Here is a 19,186-nt window from a genome sequence, read left to right as displayed (position 1 = left end):
CCGATTTGTTGCCGCGGGCGTCATTCGACGGCATCACGCCGAGGCGAGGAGCACTCCCGCGATCGCCGCCGGGACGAGGTAGAGGATCGGGAACGGGAGATGCGTGTACGCGCGGGCACGGCAGACGGTGAGGATCGCGCCGACGAAGTAGAGCACCAGACCGACGGCGGCCGCGACACCCACGGCGGGCACCACGAGCCCGACCAGCAGGCCCAGGGCCCCGAGCGCCTTGAGGAGACCGAGCCTGACCCACCAGCGTTCCGGGACGCGGTACTGGCGAAGGTTGTCGACGACGAAGGCGCGGCGCGCCAGCACCCCGTACGCGGAGAAGCCGATCCAGGCCGACGCGAGGACCACGATGACGATCGCGACCGTGCTCATGACGATGTCCTTCCGGTGGGACGGACCACCCTGGTGGTGACCCTTCAGAAGGGAGGACACGGCCGGACTCCGCAGCGTGACACGAGGAGGGGGTGACGTGTCACACTCGCGACCGTTGGCGGGTCTTCCTGGTGACAGGCGCCTGCCGGAAGGAGACGAGCGTGACCGCACCCCACCGAGGATCCGACCACCAGGACTGGCTCGAGCACGCCTTCGAGCAGCAGCGCCCGCAGCTGCGTGCGGTCGCGTACCGGATGCTCGGATCGTCCGCGGACGCCGAGGACGCGGTCCAGGACACCTGGATCCGGGTGAGCAGGGCCGACACCGCGTCGGTGGAGAACATCGGGCCCTGGCTGCGGACCGTGCTGTCACGGGTGTGCCTCAACCAGCTCCGGAGCCGGCGCCAGCGCCGCGAGCAGCCCTTGACCCACATCCCTGACCCGGTCGTCACCCCCGACCCGGGCGTGGACCCGGAGGCGTCGGCGGTGGTGGCCGACGGCGTGGGGATGGCGTTGCTCGTCGTCCTGGACTCGCTCAGCCCGGCCGAGCGCCTGGCCTTCGTGCTGCACGACATGTTCGGAGTCGCCTTCGAGGAGATCGGCTCCCTGCTCGACCGCTCACCGGCAGCCGCGCGTCAGCTCGCCAGCCGCGCCCGCCGACGCGTGCGCGGACAGGCGCCGACACCCGATCCCGACCTCGCCCGACAGCGGCAGGTCGTCGACGCGTTCCTCGCCGCCGCACGTCTCGGTGACTTCGACGCGCTCGTGTCCGTGCTCGACCCCGATGTGATCCTGCGCTCCGACGGCGGCACGGCACGCCCCCAGCTGACGATGACCCTGCGCGGAGCCGCGCAGGTCGCCTCCCAGGCTCGCAACGCCGAGGTGCTCGCCCCGTTCACCCACCGCGTGCTCGTCAACGGGGCCGTCGGCCTCCTGGTGGCGCCGAAGCAGAAGGCACAGGTGGTGATGGCCTTCACGATCGTGGAGCAGAAGATCGTCGCCATCGACGTCCTCGCCGACCCGGTCCGGCTCGACAGCCTCGACGTGAGCGCTGTGCTGGGTTGACCCTCAGCCTCGGTACGACGAAGGCCGGACCGCGATGCGGTCCGGCCTTCGTCCAGTCTGCGCGCTCGAAGGGATTCGAACCCCTAACCTTCTGATCCGTAGTCAGATGCTCTATCCGTTGAGCTACGAGCGCCCGCTCCGCACTCTGGCGAAGCGACCCCTACTCTAGCGGGTCGTTCGCGGAGACCGAAATCGGGATCCCCACTTGGTCGATTTCGCCCCTCCTGACCCCTCTCAGCAAGTACATTGCTGCCTCGGTGGCAGAGCCCCTCATCTGCTCCGAGGCCGCCGTTCCCCCCTGTGAAACCGAGGTTCCCCCATGTCCGCACCCGCGCGCGCCCGCAGGCGCACGCTCACGATCGTCGCGGCCGCCGCGACGGCCGTCACCGCGACCGCCCTGGCCGCGTCCGGCCCCGCGCTGGCCGACGACCCCGCAGCGCCCGCGCCCGCGGTCGGCTCCGCCTGCCCCGCCGCGTTCCCGGCGTCGGAGCTGGTCCGGGCGACCACCACGACGCCCGGCACCACCGTCGAGGGCCTCACGGTCTCGACGGGCACCGAGGCCGACACGGTCACCGGCGAGTTCGTCGGCACGATCGAAGACGGCATCGCGCCCGGCGTCGACATGCTGGTGTTCAAGATGAAGGGCTCGCGGATCACCGATGCCGCGGGCAACGTCGACCGCGGCATCTGGGCCGGCATGTCCGGCACCCCGCTCTACGCGCCCGACGGCCGTCTGGTCGGCGCCGTGGCGTACGGGCAGTCCTCCTCGCCGAGCGACTACGCCGGCGTCACCCCGGCGGCGGACCTCTACCGCGCCGGGTCGTACGCGACCGCGGCACCGTCGGTCGCGATCACCGCGAAGGTCGCCGCCTCGATGCGGGCCACCGGCGCGAGCACCACGGTGGCGGCCGGCTCGATGCGCCGTCTGCCCACGCCGATCACGATCCCGGCCGGCGTCCCCACGTCGAAGGCCCAGGCGATCGCCAAGCGCGCCAAGCTCAAGGGCGTGACCTTCCGCAACGGCAGCGGCAGCGGCCGTACGAGCACGAAGGCGATCCCGGTCTCGGCCGGCTCCAACATCGCCGCGGGCTACTCCTACGGCTCGCTCCCGCTCACCGGCGTCGGCACGACGACCGCGGTCTGCGGCTCGACCGTCTACGCGTTCGGGCACCCGATGGACTGGATGGGCAAGACCAGGCTCTCGCTGCACGGCGCCGACGCGGTCTACGTCGAGAAGGACCTGTACGAGGGCTCGTTCAAGATCGCCAACGTCGGTGCGCCGATCGGCACCATCACCCAGGACCGCCTCGCGGCGATCGTGGGCACGCTCGGCAAGGCACCGACGGGCACCTCCGTCCGGACGACCAACCGGTTCGAGAACCGCACGCGCTCCTCGTCCACGACGGTGCTCTCGCAGGACTGGCTGTCGACCGTCGCGGCGATGCAGTCCGGCTACGACGGCTGGACGCTGACCGACGGCACCTTCGGCGGCCAGGCCCGCGCCTACCGCACGATCAAGGTGCGCCGCGCCAGCGGGCAGATCCTGACCTACACGCGCAGCGATCTCTACGCCGATCGCTACGACATCACCGCCGGTGCCGCCGACCAGCTCGCGGGCGACATCGACTCGATCCTCTACAACGACTTCGAGGACGTCACGATCGTCGACGCCGCGCAGTCGACGTCGATCAGCGAGGGCTACCAGGCCTACAAGGTCAGCCGCGTGGACGCCAAGCAGTTCGGGCAGTGGATCAAGGTCGCCGAGAACACGGGCCTGATGGCGCGCCGCGGCGGCTACCTGCGGCTGCGCGTGACGCTCGTCCGCGAGCGCGGAGCGAGCGGCCCGGCCAAGAAGCTCGTGAACCTCGAGGTCGCGGTCCCGCGCCGCAAGTTCAACCGGCCGATCGGCATCCTCTCGGTCTCGGGCGGCGCCTACTCCGGCTACGAGGACGAGTACTACGAGGAGTACGCCGAGGAGGACTACTCCACCGCCAGCGAGGCGACGTCGCTCCCGGCGCTCCTCGCCGCGATGTCGCGTGCCGAGCACGGCAACGACGTGACCGCGGTCCTGAGCATGGGCTCCGGGCGTCGCGCGGTCGACAAGACGACGCGACGGGCGACCGCCACCGTCGTCAGCGGCGGGATCATGGTCCCGGTCATGCAGTACGGCAAGCCGCCGAAGCGCTGACCCGATCCGGCTCGAGGGCCCGTACCCCTGTGGGGTGCGGGCCCTCCGCTTTCCCCTCGCGAGCCACTCTGGGGGCTCCCGCGAGCCACTCTGGGGGCACCCGCGAGCCACCGCCGTACGAGAGTGGCTCGGCACGAGTGCGAGAGTGGCTCGGCACGAGTACGAGAGTGGCTCGCGAACGCACAGAAGGTGGCTCGCGGGCAAAGGGAAGGGCCCGCACCACCCCCCGTGGGAGCGCGGGCCCTTCCGTCAGTGGGGGCGATCAGCCCGCGGTGGCGACGTCCACGTAGTCGATCTTCGTGTTCGTGCCCCCGAGCGCGTCGAGCGTGAGCCGCCCGTCGTTGACGGTGACCTGCACGGTCGCCGTCTTGTGCCGCGTCGCGCTCCCGGCCAGCCCCGACGGGACGAACGCGTCGATCGCCTTCGTGCCCTCGACGTTGAGCGTGTGGATCTCCGGATCGGTGCCCACGTTGGGGTCACCGACGGCGACGGTGACGGCGTACGCGCCGTTCGGCACCGCGAGCTCCCAACGCCCCGGCAGCGGCGTCCCGTTGAAGTTCGGCACGTCGTCGGCCTGCATGTGCATCAGCGTGTCGAGCCGGATGTCGGGCTGCACGGACTTGCGCCAGCGCCCGTTGCCGGGACCGGTGGTGCCGCCGACCGACAGGTCCAGCGGCTGCAGCGTGCTCTCGCCGAGCCACCCGAACGTCAGCCCCGTGCCCTGGTCGGGACGCGTCCGCGCGCCGAACGCCTGGCCGAAGTCCTTCAGGTAGCCGGCCGCCAGCGTCGCGGCCTCGTTGCCGAAGTCGACCTTGACGTCGACCGTCTGCGCCGCGGCCGTCGGCGTCGCCGAGGCGGTGCCGTTGCCCGAGTTGCCGAGGCCCTGGTAGACCGCCCGGACCACGTAGTAGTACGTCGTCCCGTTCACCGCGGTGGTGTCCGTGTACGTCGTCGCCTGCAGCGGGGCGGACGAGGTCGGCCCGCTGATGAGCGACGCGTCGTTGACGGTGAAGTTGGCCGTCGTCCCGCGCCAGACCCGGTAGCCGACACCCACGTCGTACGGGTTGCGTCCCCACGACAGGGTCACCTTGTTGTTGCCGGGGGTCGCGACGACCTGCGGCGTGGTGATGACCTCGGGCCGGATGTTGCTCACCAGGTAGACGTTGTCCTGGTAGTCGTAGTTGATCCCGGAGTAGTCCATCGCCATCAGGTACGACCCGGGCACGAGCTCACCGGTCCGCTTCTTCACCGGCCACAGCCGCACGTGCTGCCCGCAGGGCGCGACGCAGCCGTTGGCGATGTCGACGGACTGATTGTTCTTGGCGTGGTCGCCCCACTCGCCGTCGACGGCGAAGCCGAACGCCGTCCCCGGGGTGAACGAGCCACCGGCCGCCGCAGCGTTCGCGGCGTTCGTCGCCCGCGGCAGCAGCGACTGCGCGTAGTAGCCGCCCATGCCCGTGATCACCGGGGCGCTGTCGCTGCCCTTGTTGTGCCACTTCACGGCGGCGCCGTTCGGGTAGGTGTGGAACCCGGCGAGCTGCCGCACCGTGACCGGCTTCGTCGTGTCGACGCGGGCCCAGTACGGCGACAGGACCTCGTCACCGATCGGCGCGTACTCGCCCTTGCTCGTGAACCCGTTCGGGATCACCGTCCCCATCCCGAACGCCTTCGCGATCTGCGAGACGTTCGGCTCCTGGCCGCCCTCGCTCTGCGACTGCCAGAGCCCGCCGAGCTGGATGACCTGCGACGGGTTGGTCTCCGCGTTGGTCTGGACGGTCAGGGTGCCGTTGTGGACCTTCGTCGACTGCGCGACGAACTTCACCGTCAGGTCGAGAGTCTGACCCGGTGCGACCGTGTACGGCAGCGTCGGCGCGTTGGTGACCTCGAACTGGTCCGTGACCGGCAGCCCGGTGAGCTGGAACGCCGCCGTGCCGGGGTTGGTGATCCGGACCGTGCCCGTCTCGGCGTACTTCTGGTTGCCGTCCGCGGTGGTCTGCAGCCGGTTGAACGCGATCTGGTCCTCGAACGGGACCGGGTCGGGGTTGACCGCCTTGAGCACGGCGCCGTCGGCCTCGGCCGGGACGTACGGCTTGACGTTGCGGACGAGGAGCACGATGTCCTGGCTGTCGAACGGAGAGCCGGGGACCTCCTCGGTCGCGACGACGTACGCGTTCGGCTCGACCGTCCCGTTGGCGTTCTTGTACGGGTAGACGCGGATGTGGTGCGGAAGCGCGGCGTCCCACGTGTTGAGGGCGTCCTCGGTGTACGCCTTGCGCCCGCTGAAGTACGGCCACTCGGAGTAGAACCCGAAGACGGTGTCCTCACCCGGGTCGATGTTCGTGGTCGACCCGGTCGGGTTCAGCATCAGGCCCTGCGCCTCGGACGCCTTGATCGAGAACTGCGGGTGGAGCCCTGCGGCCTGCCCGGCGTCGTACCAGCCGACGTGGACCGCGGGATCGTTGTTCTGCGGCCCGTACGCCGCCAGCGGCGTGATGCTAATCGGCGAGTCGAACGCCGCCTTCTGGAAGCGCTGCGCCGAGACCTCGTCCCCGATCAGGCCCTGGGTCGACGGCATCGACGCGTTGGTCGGGTCCGGGTCGCCGACGTTGATCGGGATCTGCAGCGTGTCCATGATCCGCTGCAGCGACGGCTCGTTCGCCCCGCCGAGGCCGGCCGCCGCGAGGCCGCGCAGCGCGACCGTCCGCGCCCCCGCGTCGGAGGAGATCTGCAGCGACGCCGTCTTGACGCCGACCGTCGTCGGACGGAAGGTGACCGCGATCGTCGTCGACGCACCGGGCGCCACCGTGATCGGCGCCGCGTTCGGCGTGGTGACCGTGAACGACGCCGCGTCGGTGCCGGTGAGTGCGAGGCCGCCGGCGGGGATCGTCAGCGTCTGCGCCCCGGTGTTGGTCACCGTCGCCGTGCCCGCGGGGGACGTGACGTTGATCGGACCGCTGAGCACGACCCGCGGCGAGACCTCCGCGCCCGGGCCACCGTTGCCGCCCTGCGGCTTCAGCAGCGCGATCGACGTCGTCGCCGGGTTGTCGGTCAGCTGCGTGACGTAGATGTTGCCCGTCGCGGTGTCCTCGGTGAGGTCCAGCGGCTGCTGCAGGTTGGTCGTGCCGCTCAGCGCCTCCTTGCGGTTCGACAGCTTGCCGTCCGCGGCGACGTCGAAGGAGACGATGTCGCGGCCGCTGCTGTAGCGGACGTAGAGGAGCTTGCCCTTGAGCGCGCCGCCGAACGCGTTGCCCTTGTACTCGATGACGCCGTTCGCGCTGGCGTGCAGCCCCGCGTCGTACACGTCGGAGAGCGCGTAGTTCGGATCAGCCAGCGTGCCCACCGGGTACTTGGAGTTCTCGAACGGGTCCTTGGCCGCGGTCGGGTTGCCGTTGTTCAGCACGTACTCGCAGCGCGACGGGTTCGGGTGCCCGTAGTACTTCCCCTTCTTGATGTCGAAGACGTAGTCGGTCTCCTCCGGGTTGCTGGTCTGCGCCGCGACCTTCGGGCCGGTGTAGCCGCCGTCGGGACGCTTCGCGCAGACCGCCGGCAGCGTGTCCGGGACCGCCGGGACGTTGCCGCCCGCGGCGGAGCCGTTCGTCGGCACGTACAGGTGACCGTTGGTGTGCCACACCAGGTCGTACGCGTTGCGGACGCCGGTCGCGTAAGCCGCCAGCGGGGCGTTGGCCGCGTACGGGTCGTACGAGCCGGCGTCGCCGGTCCGCACGTTCACCGGCAGCTGCGGGGCGGCCGGCAGCTTGGTCGGGTCGAGCCGCAGGACGGCTGCGGAGAGCAGCCGCTCCTCACGGTTGGCCCAGGCACCGTCCGGAGCGCCCATCGCGTTGTTCGCGCCGACGTTGAGGTAGAGCGCGCCGTCGGGACCGAAGGCGACCGAGTTGGCCTCGTGGTCCTTGACCGAGCGCGGGAGCCCGTCGACGATCGCCTGGTAGTTCTCCAGGTTCGCGCCGGTGAGCCTGCCGATGCGCCCGCTCGAGTCGGGCACGTTGCTCGTCCCCAGGTACGGCGCGTTGTCGCTGATCCACAGGATCAGGTTGTTCGCGGTCGACGCCGGGTCGAACGCGAGACCGATGACCGTGCGAGTGCCCTTGTTGTACGTGTCCCCGCTGGCCGCGCTGTTCGAGTAGCTCTTGACCGAGGTGATCGTCTGCCGGTTGGCGAGCGTCCCGTCGGCCTGGATGTCGAAGCGGTAGATCTCGCCGGTGATCGAGCCTGCGTACATCTTGCCGTCCGGACCCTTCACGACCGACGTGTACATCGCGCCGGCCGGGGCCCCCGAGTCGCTCTTGGTGAACGCGATCGGGCCGCCCGGCGTGGTGCCGACGCCGGTGGTGAAGACCATCGAGTACGGCAGGAACGCCCGCCCGTCGACGTCCTTCACGCCCTCGGTGATCTCGAGCCGGTAGGTGGTGTTGTCGGCCAGCGACGAGGTCGGCGAGAAGTTGATCGTGTCGGCGCCGCCGCTGGTCAGGGCGCTGCCCGCGACCGCGCTGCCGTCGGACACCTTGATCAGCCGGACCGTCCCGCCCTGCAGCGAGGTCGGGGCGACGCCGCCGCCGACGAGGTTCAGGTCGCTGACGACGCTGCCGGTGGGCGAGACGCCCGTGGCGAGGTTCGCCGGCGTCGACTTGCGGACCGAGGGCCGCGCCGAGGCACCGGCGACGCTGTCGAGCGTCACCCAGTTGATCTTGGTGTTGGTGCCGCTCGTCGGGGAGACGGTCAGCCTGCCGTCGGTGACGTTGACGGTACGCACGGCCGTGGCGTGCTTCGTCTCCGCACCGGCGCCGCCGGTCGGGACGTACCCGGCGATCGCGTTCTGGTCCTCGACGTTGATCCAGTGCACGGAGTCCGTCGCGGTGCCGGCGTCGCCGACGGAGACCTCGACGCGGTACGCGCCGTTCGGCACCGCCATCTCCCAGTACGCCGGGACCTTCACGCCCTGCGACGCGTTCTCCGGCAGCTGCATGTGGATCAGGCCGGCCCGCAGCAGCGGGGTCCCGACCGGCGCCCCGCCCGCGGAGCCGTCGAGGCGGTTGCGCCCGTTGCCGACGATGCTCAGCGGGTCGACCGTGCCGAGACGCATCCACCCGTACGCGAGCCCGGTGCCCTGGTCGGCTCCGGTCCGCAGGCCGTACGCCTCACCGAAGTCCTTGAGGTATCCGGCCGGCGGGGCGCTCGCCTCGTCGGCGAAGCGGACCGCGCGGTGCACGTCCGGCTCGGTCGGCGCGTCGGTGCTGACGATCGACAGGTGGTTCATCTTGGTGTTCGTGCCACCGATCGCGTCGACGGTCAGACGGCCGTCGGTCACGTGGACGACGCCGGTCGCGACCTCGTACTCCTTGGCCGCCGTCGCCTGGAACCCGCCGATGATCGTGACGCCCTCGGCGCGGATCGTGTGCAGGCTGTCGTACGCCGTCGCGCCCATCTGGTCGCCGACGCTGACGGAGACCGAGTACCAGCCGTCGGGCACCGCCCGCTCGAACGCGCCCGGAGTCTTGTTGCCGTTCGCGTCCGTGCCGCCGGGCACGTCGCCGTACTGCATGTGGACGAGGCGGTTCTGCAGCGCCGTCACCGTCGCCCGGGTACGGAGCCGGGTGTTCTTGGTGAGGTCCAGCGGCTCGTGCGTCGCGGTCGCGAGGCTCGCCTGCGAGACCCAGCCGATGCCCGAGGCGTCGGTCCACGCAGCGCCGTTGTTCTTCGTCCAGCCCGCCGGGACCGCGTTGTCGGCCGTGGTGGTGAAGGAGTACTTCTCGTCCACCAGGACCGGCGGCTCCGGCTCGTCGGTGCTGTCGACCTCGACGTAGTTGAGCTTGGTGTTGGAGCCGCCGACGGCGTCGATCGTGAGCCGTCCGTCGGTGACCTCGACGGTCTTGGTGGCCGTCTCGTACTCCTTCGCGGCCGAGCCCTTGAAGGCGTCGATCGCCTTCACGCCCTCGACGTTGATGACGTGCGTGCTGTCGTAGCCGTTGGTCCCGCCGCCCTGGTCGCCGACGGAGACCTTCACGGCGTACCAGCCGTCGGGGACAGCGAGCTCGAAGGCGCCCGGGACCGTGTTCTGGCCCGCGGTCAGCGGCGGCGTCGCGTCGCCGTACTGGAGGTGGACCAGGCTGTTCTGCAGCGCGGTGACCGGTGCGGGCCGCGTGCGGAAGCGCGTGTTGGTCGTCATGTCGAGCGGCACGTGCGTCGCGGCGGTGAGGCTGTCCTGACGGACGAACCCGTTGCCGACGGCGTCGCTCCAAGCGGTGCCGGTGTGCTTGGTGTAGCCGGAGACGCCCGGCCCGGCAGCGGACTGGAACACGAACTTGTCGTGGACCGGCTCCGGCTCGGGCTCCCACGCGGTGACGTCGACCGTCGCCGACGCGGGGGACGGGTTGCCGGCGGCGTCGACCGCGACGACCCAGTACGCGTAGGCGGTGCCGGGCTCGACGGTCGTGTCGACGTACTCCGACTCCTCGACCTCGGCGATCGGCGTGTCCTCCGCCGCGAGCGCCGCGGCCCCGCCGGAGCGGTAGACGGCGTAGTGGTCGAGGTCGGTCGCCGTGCTGTCGGCCCAGTCGAGCGCGATCTGGCCCTCGGTGGCCGTGGCGGTGAGGCCGGTCGGCGCTGCGGGCGGAGTCGTGTCGGCCGGCGTCGCCGAGGCGCTGCCGGATGCGGCGGACGGGTTGCCCGCGGCGTCGACCGCGACGACCACGTAGTAGTACGTCGTACCGTTCTCGACGTCGTCGTCGAGGTAGCTGGGCGCCGGGAGGAGCGTCGGTCCGCCGATGCCGTCACCGGTCGTCGGGACCTCGGCGGTCGTCGCGCGGTAGACGCGGTACCCCGCGAGATCGCTCTCGGTGTTGGCGGTCCAGGTCAGCGAGACCTCACCGTCCCCGCCGGTGGCGGTCGGCGTGGCGGGGGTGGCCGGCGGCGTCGTGTCGAGCGGCGTCACCTCCTCCGCGTCCGAGGGGTCGGAGAGGTTGCCGCTCGTGTCGAGGGCCCGCACGACGTACCGGTACGTCGTGCCGCTCACGACGTCCTCGTCGACGTACGTGGGGTCGACGACGGAGATCTCGACCTTTCCGGTGCCGTCGGCCTTCGTGCGGACGACGACGTAGCCGGTGAGGTCCTCCTCGTCGTTGGCGTCCCAGGCCAGCGTGACCTTGAGGCCGTCGGCGACCGCCGTCAGACCGGTCGGCACGGCCGGCGGCGTCGTGTCGTCGGGGACGTCGGCCTGCGGGGTCGCGGCAACGGTCGCCGCCCCGGACGTGTTGCCCGAGGTGTCGCGGGCGACGAGCGTGTAGGTGTAGGTGGTGCCGTTGACGACCGACGAGTCGGTGGCCGTCGTGGCGGTCTTCGCGAGGTTCCAGGACTTCGCGGTGGTCCCCGGAGCCGTACGGCGCAGGACGTAGCCGGCGAGGTCGGCCTCGGTGTTCTTCTTCCAGCTCAGGTCGACCTTGCCGTCGCCCGCGGTCGCGGCGAACCCGCTCGGGACGCGCGGAGCCAGCTTGTCGCGCGGCGTCGCGCTGACCCGGCTGCTCTGACGCGAGGCGTTGCCGCGGTGGTCGACGGCGGTGACCGTGTACGCGTAGGGGGTGCCGTTGGTCAGTCCGGTGTCGGTGTAGCGCGGCGTGCTGACCTCGCGGAGCAGGCGGCCGTTGCGGTAGACGCGGTAGCCGCGCAGGTCGAGCGACGACGATGCCCTCCAGCTCAGGGCCACGGCGCGGTCCCCGGCCACCGGGCGCAGGCCGGTCGGCGTGGCGGGCGCCGTACGGTCGGGCGACTTCACGTACTCGGCCTTGACCGAGCCCGCGCCCGACTTCTTGACGTAGCGGACCTCGAAGGTGTGCTTGCCCTTGCGCAGCTTGCGCACGCCGGCGGCGTACCGGCCCTTGGTCGACGTGGCGACCGTGCGGCCGTCGATGCGGAGCGTCGCCTTGCCGACGGCGCGCGCCCGGAGCTCGTACGAGCCCTTCAGCGTGCGGGTCGTGGTCCAGCGGACCGAGAAGGGCTTGCGGCTGGCCGAGTACGAGCCGGCGACGCGCTTCTCGCAGCGCACGACGACCGGACGGCCCTTGAACGCGGTGCCCTTGTAGTACTGAGCGAGCCAGCGGCCCGACTTCGCGCACTTGCTGGCGGTAGGCGCGGCGGAGGCCGGGTCGGCGAGGCCGGGAGCGAGCGCGAGCGCGCTGGCGATCAGCACGAACGAGAGGAGGAGGGTCAGAGGACGGCGGATCTGAACAGCGGCGTTCATGTGCGCTCCGAGACAAGAACGAGGGACGCCGGAAGAGACCGGCGGAGAGTGCGAGAAGCGTAAGAACCGCTTCTCCGTTCTGTCCACGAAACGGCGAAACTTTGTAGCGCGACAACAAAAGTTGTTTTTCGCCAGCCGATTTACGCAGCGTTCTACGGCTGACCTGCGGGAACGCCACCAGCACCATACTCGACGGTAATTTGTCGGTCCAGCCAACTTAAAACCGCAGGTCAGAGGCCCTTTGTGACATAGTTCACTTCCTCGCACCCGCGTGAAGGACACTGCTGGAACGGGGCATACATTGGCCCCACGGCTCACGCGATCCGGACCGTTCATTCGGCTGGGTTCGCGGGAGCCGCGCCCACCTATCCACATCAGCTGGCCGGCCACAGGATGGCTCGGGCAGTGCGATCAACACGCTTGAATCGCGATGCGAGAAGGACACGACACTCATGGCCGCAGACATCACCACCGATCATCCGACAACGACCGCCTACCGGTCGAGCCACGCCGAGCTCCAGGCGTGGGTCGACGAGGTCGCCGCCCTCACCAAGCCCGACTCGATCACCTGGATCGAGGGGACCACCGAGGAGTGGACCCGCCTCACCGACGAGCTGGTCGCCGCCGGCACCTTCGTGCGGCTCGACGAGACCAAGAAGCCCAACTCTTTCTGGTGCGCCTCTGACCCGACCGACGTCGCGCGCGTCGAGGACCGCACCTACATCTGCAGCGTCGACAAGTCCGACGCCGGCCCCACCAACAACTGGATGGCGCCGACCGAGATGAAGCGCATCATGATCGACCTGTACGACGGGTCGATGCGCGGCCGCACCATGTACGTGATCCCGTTCGTGATGGGCCACCTCGACTCCGCCCACCCGATGTTCGGTGTGGAGATCACCGACTCCGCATACGTCGTCGCGTCGATGACGGTGATGGCCCGCGTCGGACGCGAGGTGCTCGACAAGATCGAGGCCACCCACGCGTCGTTCGTTCCCGCGCTGCACTCGGTGGGCGCGCCGCTCGAGCCCGGCCAGGCCGACGTGCCGTGGCCGTGCAGCGACACCAAGTACATCGTGCAGTTCCCCGAGGAGCGCATGATCTGGTCGTACGGCTCCGGCTACGGCGGCAACGCGCTCCTCGGCAAGAAGTGCTACTCGCTGCGCATCGCCTCGGTGATGGGACGCGACGAGGGCTGGATGGCCGAGCACATGCTGATCCTCAAGCTCACCTCCCCCGAGGGCGAGGTCAAGTACGTCGCCGCCGCGTTCCCGAGCGCCTGCGGCAAGACCAACCTCGCGATGGTCGAGCCGACGATCGAGGGCTGGAAGGTCGAGACCCTCGGCGACGACATCGCCTGGATGCGCGTCGGTGCCGATGGTCGCCTCTACGCCGTCAACCCCGAGTTCGGCCTGTTCGGCGTCGCGCCGGGCACCGGGTGGGACACCAACGCCAACGCGATGCGCACCATCGCGCAGGGCAACTCGGTGTTCACCAACGTCGCACTGACCGACGACGGCGACATCTGGTGGGAGGGCATGACCGAGGACGCGCCCGCGCACCTCACCGACTGGAAGGGCCGCGACTGGACCCCCGAGTCCGACGAGCTCTCGTCGCACCCCAACAGCCGCTTCTGCACGCCGATTCGCCAGTGCCCGATCCTCGCGCCGGAGTACGACGACCCCAACGGCGTCCCGATCGACGCGATCCTCTTCGGCGGCCGCCGCAAGACGACGATCCCGCTCGTGACCGAGGCCCGCGACTGGACGCACGGCACCTTCATGGGCGCCACGCTCTCGTCGGAGACCACGGCCGCGGCCACCGGTGCGGTGGGCGTCGTCCGTCGCGACCCGATGGCGATGCTGCCGTTCATCGGCTACGACGCCGGTGACTACTTCAGCCACTGGATCTCGATGGCGAAGAACAACGACGAGTCGAAGTTCCCCAAGATCTTCTACGTCAACTGGTTCCGTCGCGACGAGGACGGCTCGTTCCTGTGGCCGGGCTTCGGCGAGAACAGCCGCGTGCTCAAGTACGTCGTCGAGCGCATCGCCGGCAAGGTCGACGCCGTCGAGACGCCGATCGGTCTCGTCCCCGCGCCGGGTGCCATCGACACCGACGGCCTCGACGTCAGCGACGAGCAGCTGGCGAAGGCTCTGGCGGTCGACACCGACGAGTGGAAGGCTGAGATCCCGCAGATCAACGAGTGGTTCGAGAAGTTCGGCGACAAGCTCCCCGCCGTCCTCTGGACCGAGCTCGACGGCCTGAAGGCGCGTCTCGAGTCGTAAAGACCCCCGCTCGACGCCCCGCCCCTCACGCAGGGTGCGGGGCGTCGTGCTGCGCCGCGCCACAAGGTGGTCGAGTGCGCCGAGCCCCAAGGTGGTCGAGTGCGCCGAGCCGCTAGGCGAGGCGCGTATCGAGACCCCGTACGACCACGGTCGGACCCACCCCCGCCAGGTCGGGCCCCGAGGCTGACGGAACCCGGCGCGCACCGCCGTACGGTCGCGAGATGCTCTTCGCCGACCCCCTCTCGCACCTGATCGCCGAGTCAGCCGCGGGCCTCCCCGGTCCGGTCGCCGCCGTCCTCGCGGTCCTCCCCGACCTCGGTCTGATCGCGCTCGCGCTGCTCCTCGCGGCTGTCGCGTACGGCCGTGGCCCGCGGCCGCTCGCGATCGGGATCGCCGCGGGGGTCGGGGTCGTGCTGGCCTACGCGGCGAGCGAACTTCTCAAGGTCGTGATCCGCGACGAGCGACCGTGCCGGACCGTCGAGGCGATCGTCATCTGCCCCGGTGCCGGCGACTGGGCATGGCCGAGCAGCCACGCCACGATCGCCGCCGGGCTGGCGACCGCGGCGGTGCTGGTGGTGCCGCGGTGGTGGAGGTACGCGGTGCCGCTCGCCGCCGTGGTCGCGCTGGGACGCGTGGCGATCGGCGTCCACGACATCGCGGACGTGGCCGCGGGTGTCGCACTCGGAGTCGTGGTCACCGTCGGGACGGCACGGCTGCTCGCGCCCGGCGTCGCGAGGGTGCTCGTGCGCGGGCCGGTGGGGTGAGCGCGCGCCGGCCCGCTGCGACCGTGCAACCGGAGAGCTCGCCCACGAAGCCACGTCCGCAAGCAGGAAGCGCACCCCCTACAGGTGGCTTCGCCCTCGCAGCCGTGGCTTCGTCGCCCGTCCCGGCACCGCCTCTCAGACCCGCGGCGCCCAGCCGATCGCGGGGAGGACCTCCTCGGTCAGCGCGGCGAGGTGCTCGACGTTGTAGGCGACCCCGAGCATGTTCGGCACCGTGATCAGGAGCGTGTCGGCATCGCGTACGGCGGCGTCGGCGGCGAGCTCTTCGGCGAGCGCGGCAGGCTCCCCGACGTACGACTTCCCGAACCGCGCCACAAGCCCGTCGATCATCCCGACCTGGTCGGCGTCGGAGCGCTCGCCGAAGTATGCGCGGTCGGTGTCGTCGAGCAACGGGATGATGCTGCGGCTGACCGAGACCCGCGGCTCGCGCTCCCAGCCCTCCTCGGCCCACGCCTCACGGAAGCGCGCGATCTGCTCCGCCTGCAGCTGGTCGAACGCCACCCCGGTGTCCTCGGTCAGCAGTGTGGAGGACATGAGGTTCATCTGCTGCTTCGCGGTCCACTCGGCGGTCGCACGCGTGCCGGAGCCCCACCAGATGCGCTCGCGGAGGCCGGGCGACTGCGGCTGGATCGACAGCGGGAACTGCTGGCCGGTCATCTTCGGGTCGGACAGCGCGACGCCGGCACCCTCGATCGCGGCGAGGAACAGCTCGTTGTGCGTGCGCGCCATGTCCGCGTCCGTCTTGCCCTCGGGCGGCACGAACCCGAACGACTCGTAGCCGCGCTGTGCGTTCTCCGGTGACCCGCGGCTGACCCCGAGCTGCAGCCTCCCGGCGCTGATCAGGTCGGCAGCCGCGGCCTGCTCCGCCATCGCGAACGGGTTCTCGTAGCGCATGTCGATCACGCCGGTCCCGATCTCGATCCGCGACGTCCGCGCGGCGATGGCGGCCAGCAGCGGGAACGGCGACGCGAGCTGGCGCGCGAAGTGGTGCACGCGCACGTACGCCCCGTCGAGCCCGAGCTTCTCGACCTCGACGGCGAGCTCGATGGACTGCAGCAGCGCGTCCTGGGCGGTACGGACCTGGGATCCGGGGACGGCCTGCCAGTGGCCGAAGGACAGAAAGCCGACGTTCTTCACATCCGTGGGGAGCGCGTCGCGGCGGGCCGGTATTCCGCCGGGTGGTCACAATGAGGCATGGCAGCCACCGACCCGGGCACCCTGATGCCTGCCGCGTTCATCGGCCACGGCAACCCGATGAACGCCCTCGAGCGCAACCGCTACACCGAGGCATGGCGCACGCTCGGCGCGTCGCTCCCGAAGCCGCGCGCGATCCTCGTCGTCTCCGCGCACTGGTACATCAACGCGACCGCGGTCACCGCCATGCGCAGCCCGAGGACGATCCACGACTTCTACGGCTTCCCGCAGGAGCTGTTCGACATCCAGTACCCGGCGCCGGGCATGCCCGAGCTGTACGAGGAGGTGTCCGACGCGGTGCACCCGACGTGGTGCGGTGAGGACAAGGACTCCTGGGGCATCGACCACGGCACCTGGTCGGTGCTCACGCACGTCTTCCCGGATGCGGACATCCCCGTGGTCCAGCTGAGCATCAACGCCGACAAGGACCTCGACTACCACCTGGACCTCGGCCAGAAGCTCAACGCGCTGCGAGCCAACGGCGTCCTCGTCCTCGGCAGCGGCAACGTCGTCCACAACCTGCGGGGCATGGACTGGGGGCTCGCGGACGAGGGGTACGACTGGGCGCACCGCTTCGACGAGTCGGCCAAGATCCTCATGGCCGAGGACCCGACGAACATCCCGACGCTGGACGCGCACGCCGACTACCGCTTCGCGGTGCCCACGCCGGACCACTTCCTGCCGCTGCTCTACCTCGCGGGGATGGCCGACGAGACCGGCCGCGGAGCGGAGGTGCTGGTCGACGGCTACACGTACGGGTCGTTGTCCATGACCGCCTACACGCTCGATCTGCACTGCCCGGACGCCGGCGCGGGCGCGACCGACGGCGATCCCGGCACCCCGGACGCACCCCCCGACGGCTCCAACATCTGACCGCCCGTCCCCGATCCCGCCCGTCCCCGTTCCCGCTCCGTCCCCGTTTTGAAGGGTTACGCGGGGAATGGCGTCCCCAATTCCGCACCGAACCCTTCAAAACGGGGACGGAGCGGAGGGGACGGTACGGCGCGGGGCGCCGTGGTCAGTCGGCGAACACGTGCTCCGGCTCGGGCTCGGCCTCGAGGCCTTCCTCGAGCTCGGTCGGGCTCATCTTCGGGATGAGCAGCGCCACCACCGCCGCGAGCAGCACCGCAGCACCGAGGAACAGGAACCCCGCGACGTACGCCGACTCGGGCGGCTCCCCGCCGCGTCCCAGGTGCCCGGTCACGATCGTCGCCATGATCGCCGAGCCGACTGCGCCACCGATGGTGCGGATGTTGGCGTTCATGCCGCTTGCGACCCCGGTCTGCTCCGGCGGGACCGCTGCGACGACGAGGCTCGCGAGGCACGCGAAGACGGCGCCGAGGCCGATCCCGAACAGGCCGCTCGCGATGGCGGTCTGCCACGGCTCGTGGTGCACGAGGCCCATCGACCCGAGGCCGATGCCCGCGATGACGCAGCCGATCACGACGACCGGCTTCGGGCCGCGGATCCTGGCCAGCGGAGCCGACACCAGACCCATGACGAAGGTGCCCGCCGCGGACGGGAGCATCAGCAGCCCCGACTCGGTGATGCTCGCGCCGAATCCGTAGCCGGCGACGCTCGGGTCGGTCTGGAGGAGCCGCGGCGTGAACGCGAACGACGCGTACATGCCGATCCCGACGAGGAACGCGACCAGGTTCGCCGTCCACACCGCGGGAAGGCGCATCATCCGCAGGTCGATGAACGGCACCGACGCGCGCTGCTCGACCCACACCCAGCCGACGAGCATCACGGCCGCCGCGACGAGCAGGCCGAGCACGAGCGGGGACGTCCAGCCGACCTTCGAGCCCTCGCTGACCCCGATCAGCAGCGCGGTCAGCCAGCCGGCGAAGAGAAGCGTCGGCACCAGCGGGATCCGGCCCGGCGTCCGCACGGGCGACTCGGGCACGAGCACCCACGCGGCGACGGCGGCCGAACCGGTCACCAGCGCCGGCAGCCAGAACAGCCACACGTAGCCGAGCGCGTCGACCATCGGCCCGGCGACCACGGTGCCGAAGCCGCCGCCTGCACCCATCAGTGCAGACGTGAAGCTGATCGCGCCGGCGATGCGGGGCTCGGGGAACTCGTCGCGGATGATGCCGAACGCGAGCGGGATGACACCACCGCCGACGCCCTGGATCACGCGCGCGAGGATCATCACCCAGACGTTCGGCGCGAGGGCGGCGACGACGGACCCGACGGCGAGCAGGCTGAGCGCGTAAACGAGGACGCGCTCCTTCCCGATCGCGTCACCGAGCCGGCCGGCGAGCGGGGTGAAGATGGAGGCGGAGACGAGGTACGCCGTCACGACCCACGTCACGGTCGCGGCATCGGTCCCGAGCTCGTCCTGGATACGGGGCAGCACCGGGATCGTGAGCGACTGGACGAGCGCGAACGACGCGACACCGACGCACAGCACGGCGAGCGTGACGAGATAGTGCGTACGTCGCGCGGTCGAGATCAACGGAGAGCCCCCTGTCGTGGCGGCCGCCCCGGTTGCGACCAGTTCCGGTCAGCAACCAACTTGCTGCCAGGGCAAAGGATTCCCTGCCGTCCGCATCCTGGGCAAATCGGACGCACCGGTGGTCGAGGGGTCGATGGTCGAGTAGGGCGAGGAACGCGCTCGATGGTCGAGTAGGGCGAGGAACGAGCCCGTATCGAGACCCGCGGACCTGAGGGGTCTCGATACGCCCTCGCCTAGCGGCTCGGACTACTCGACCACCGGGACGGCCGCTTCGTCGGTCGAGTAGGGCGAGGAACGCACTCGATGGTCGAGTAGGGCGAGGAACGAGCCCGTATCGAGACCCGCCGACCTGAGGGGTCTCGATACGCCCTCGCCTAGTGGCTCGGACTACTCGACCACCTGGGCGGCCGCTTCGATGGTCGAGTAGGGCGAGGAACGAGCCCGTATCGAGACCCGCGGACCTGAGGGGTCTCGATACGCCCTCGCCTAGCGGCTCGGACTACTCGACCACCGGAGCGGCTCGGACTACTCGACCACCGGAGCGGCTCGGACTACTCGACCCCCGGGGCGGCTCGGACTA

Annotated in this window: 9 protein-coding genes and 1 tRNA gene; 5 read left to right on the top strand and 5 right to left on the bottom strand. The window is 70.5% G+C overall.

Translation table 11 applies throughout. The features are described 5' to 3' along the window. Positions 1 to 33 precede the first annotated feature (33 nt). On the bottom strand, positions 34 to 381 hold the full coding sequence (locus ACQSSQ_RS17655; RefSeq protein ID WP_431328426.1) for a DoxX family protein: 348 nt from the start codon (positions 379 to 381) through the stop codon (positions 34 to 36). A 161-nt stretch (positions 382 to 542) separates the two neighbouring features. Between ACQSSQ_RS17655 and sigJ the strand changes: the two genes are divergently transcribed. Then, a complete protein-coding gene (sigJ, locus tag ACQSSQ_RS17650; protein ID WP_431328425.1) occupies positions 543 to 1,445 on the top strand; it encodes an RNA polymerase sigma factor SigJ in 903 nt (300 codons plus the stop codon). 60 nt (positions 1,446 to 1,505) lie between these two features. Here sigJ and ACQSSQ_RS17645 read toward each other — a convergent pair. Then, positions 1,506 to 1,578 (bottom strand) — tRNA-Arg (locus ACQSSQ_RS17645). Between the two features lie 186 nt (positions 1,579 to 1,764). Between ACQSSQ_RS17645 and ACQSSQ_RS17640 the strand changes: the two genes are divergently transcribed. Further along, positions 1,765 to 3,633 (top strand): hypothetical protein, encoded by a 1,869-nt coding sequence (locus ACQSSQ_RS17640; RefSeq protein WP_431328424.1) that lies wholly within the window; start codon positions 1,765 to 1,767, stop codon positions 3,631 to 3,633. Positions 3,634 to 3,895: 262 nt separating this feature from the next. Here the strand turns inward: ACQSSQ_RS17640 and ACQSSQ_RS17635 are convergent, their stop codons facing one another. Next, positions 3,896 to 11,881 carry a choice-of-anchor D domain-containing protein gene (locus ACQSSQ_RS17635; protein WP_431328423.1) on the bottom strand — a complete coding sequence of 2,662 codons (7,986 nt, stop codon included), beginning with the start codon at positions 11,879 to 11,881 and terminating at the stop codon, positions 3,896 to 3,898. Positions 11,882 to 12,333: 452 nt separating this feature from the next. Here ACQSSQ_RS17635 and ACQSSQ_RS17630 point away from each other — a divergent pair, with 452 nt between their 5' ends. After that, positions 12,334 to 14,169: a phosphoenolpyruvate carboxykinase (GTP) gene (locus ACQSSQ_RS17630; protein WP_431328422.1), complete on the top strand. Its 1,836-nt coding sequence runs from the start codon at positions 12,334 to 12,336 to the stop codon at positions 14,167 to 14,169. Between the two features lie 221 nt (positions 14,170 to 14,390). Next, positions 14,391 to 14,933 carry a phosphatase PAP2 family protein gene (locus ACQSSQ_RS17625; RefSeq protein ID WP_431328421.1) on the top strand — a complete coding sequence of 181 codons (543 nt, stop codon included), beginning with the start codon at positions 14,391 to 14,393 and terminating at the stop codon, positions 14,931 to 14,933. A gap of 135 nt (positions 14,934 to 15,068) precedes the next feature. On the opposite strand, the gene ACQSSQ_RS17620 is transcribed toward ACQSSQ_RS17625, so the two are convergent. After that, on the bottom strand, positions 15,069 to 16,088 hold the full coding sequence (locus ACQSSQ_RS17620) for an LLM class flavin-dependent oxidoreductase (RefSeq protein ID WP_431328420.1): 1,020 nt from the start codon (positions 16,086 to 16,088) through the stop codon (positions 15,069 to 15,071). A gap of 57 nt (positions 16,089 to 16,145) precedes the next feature. On the opposite strand from ACQSSQ_RS17620, the gene ygiD reads away from it, so the two are divergent. Further along, positions 16,146 to 17,018: a 4,5-DOPA-extradiol-dioxygenase gene (gene ygiD / locus ACQSSQ_RS17615; protein WP_431328419.1), complete on the top strand. Its 873-nt coding sequence runs from the start codon at positions 16,146 to 16,148 to the stop codon at positions 17,016 to 17,018. Between the two features lie 145 nt (positions 17,019 to 17,163). Here the strand turns inward: ygiD and ACQSSQ_RS17610 are convergent, their stop codons facing one another. After that, the gene (locus ACQSSQ_RS17610) at positions 17,164 to 18,606 is read right to left on the bottom strand and encodes an MFS transporter (RefSeq protein WP_431328418.1); all 1,443 of its coding nucleotides are present in this window, start codon (positions 18,604 to 18,606) and stop codon (positions 17,164 to 17,166) included. Between the last annotated feature and the right edge of the window lie 580 nt (positions 18,607 to 19,186).

The sequence above is a fragment of the Mumia spirodelae genome, from assembly GCF_050632745.1.
GTDB lineage: Bacteria > Actinomycetota > Actinomycetes > Propionibacteriales > Nocardioidaceae > Mumia.
This window is presented reverse-complemented; position numbering and strand designations above follow the sequence as displayed.

Excerpts from the sequence above, each read along its gene's own strand:
- ACQSSQ_RS17655 (WP_431328426.1), bottom strand. The coding sequence starts at position 381 with ATGAGCACGGTCGCGATCGTCATCGTGGTCCTCGCGTCGGCCTGGATC.
- ygiD (WP_431328419.1), top strand. The coding sequence starts at position 16,146 with ATGGCAGCCACCGACCCGGGCACCCTGATGCCTGCCGCGTTCATCGGC.
- ACQSSQ_RS17635 (WP_431328423.1), bottom strand. The coding sequence starts at position 11,881 with ATGAACGCCGCTGTTCAGATCCGCCGTCCTCTGACCCTCCTCCTCTCG.
- ACQSSQ_RS17630 (WP_431328422.1), top strand. The coding sequence starts at position 12,334 with ATGGCCGCAGACATCACCACCGATCATCCGACAACGACCGCCTACCGG.
- ACQSSQ_RS17640 (WP_431328424.1), top strand. The coding sequence starts at position 1,765 with ATGTCCGCACCCGCGCGCGCCCGCAGGCGCACGCTCACGATCGTCGCG.
- ACQSSQ_RS17625 (WP_431328421.1), top strand. The coding sequence starts at position 14,391 with ATGCTCTTCGCCGACCCCCTCTCGCACCTGATCGCCGAGTCAGCCGCG.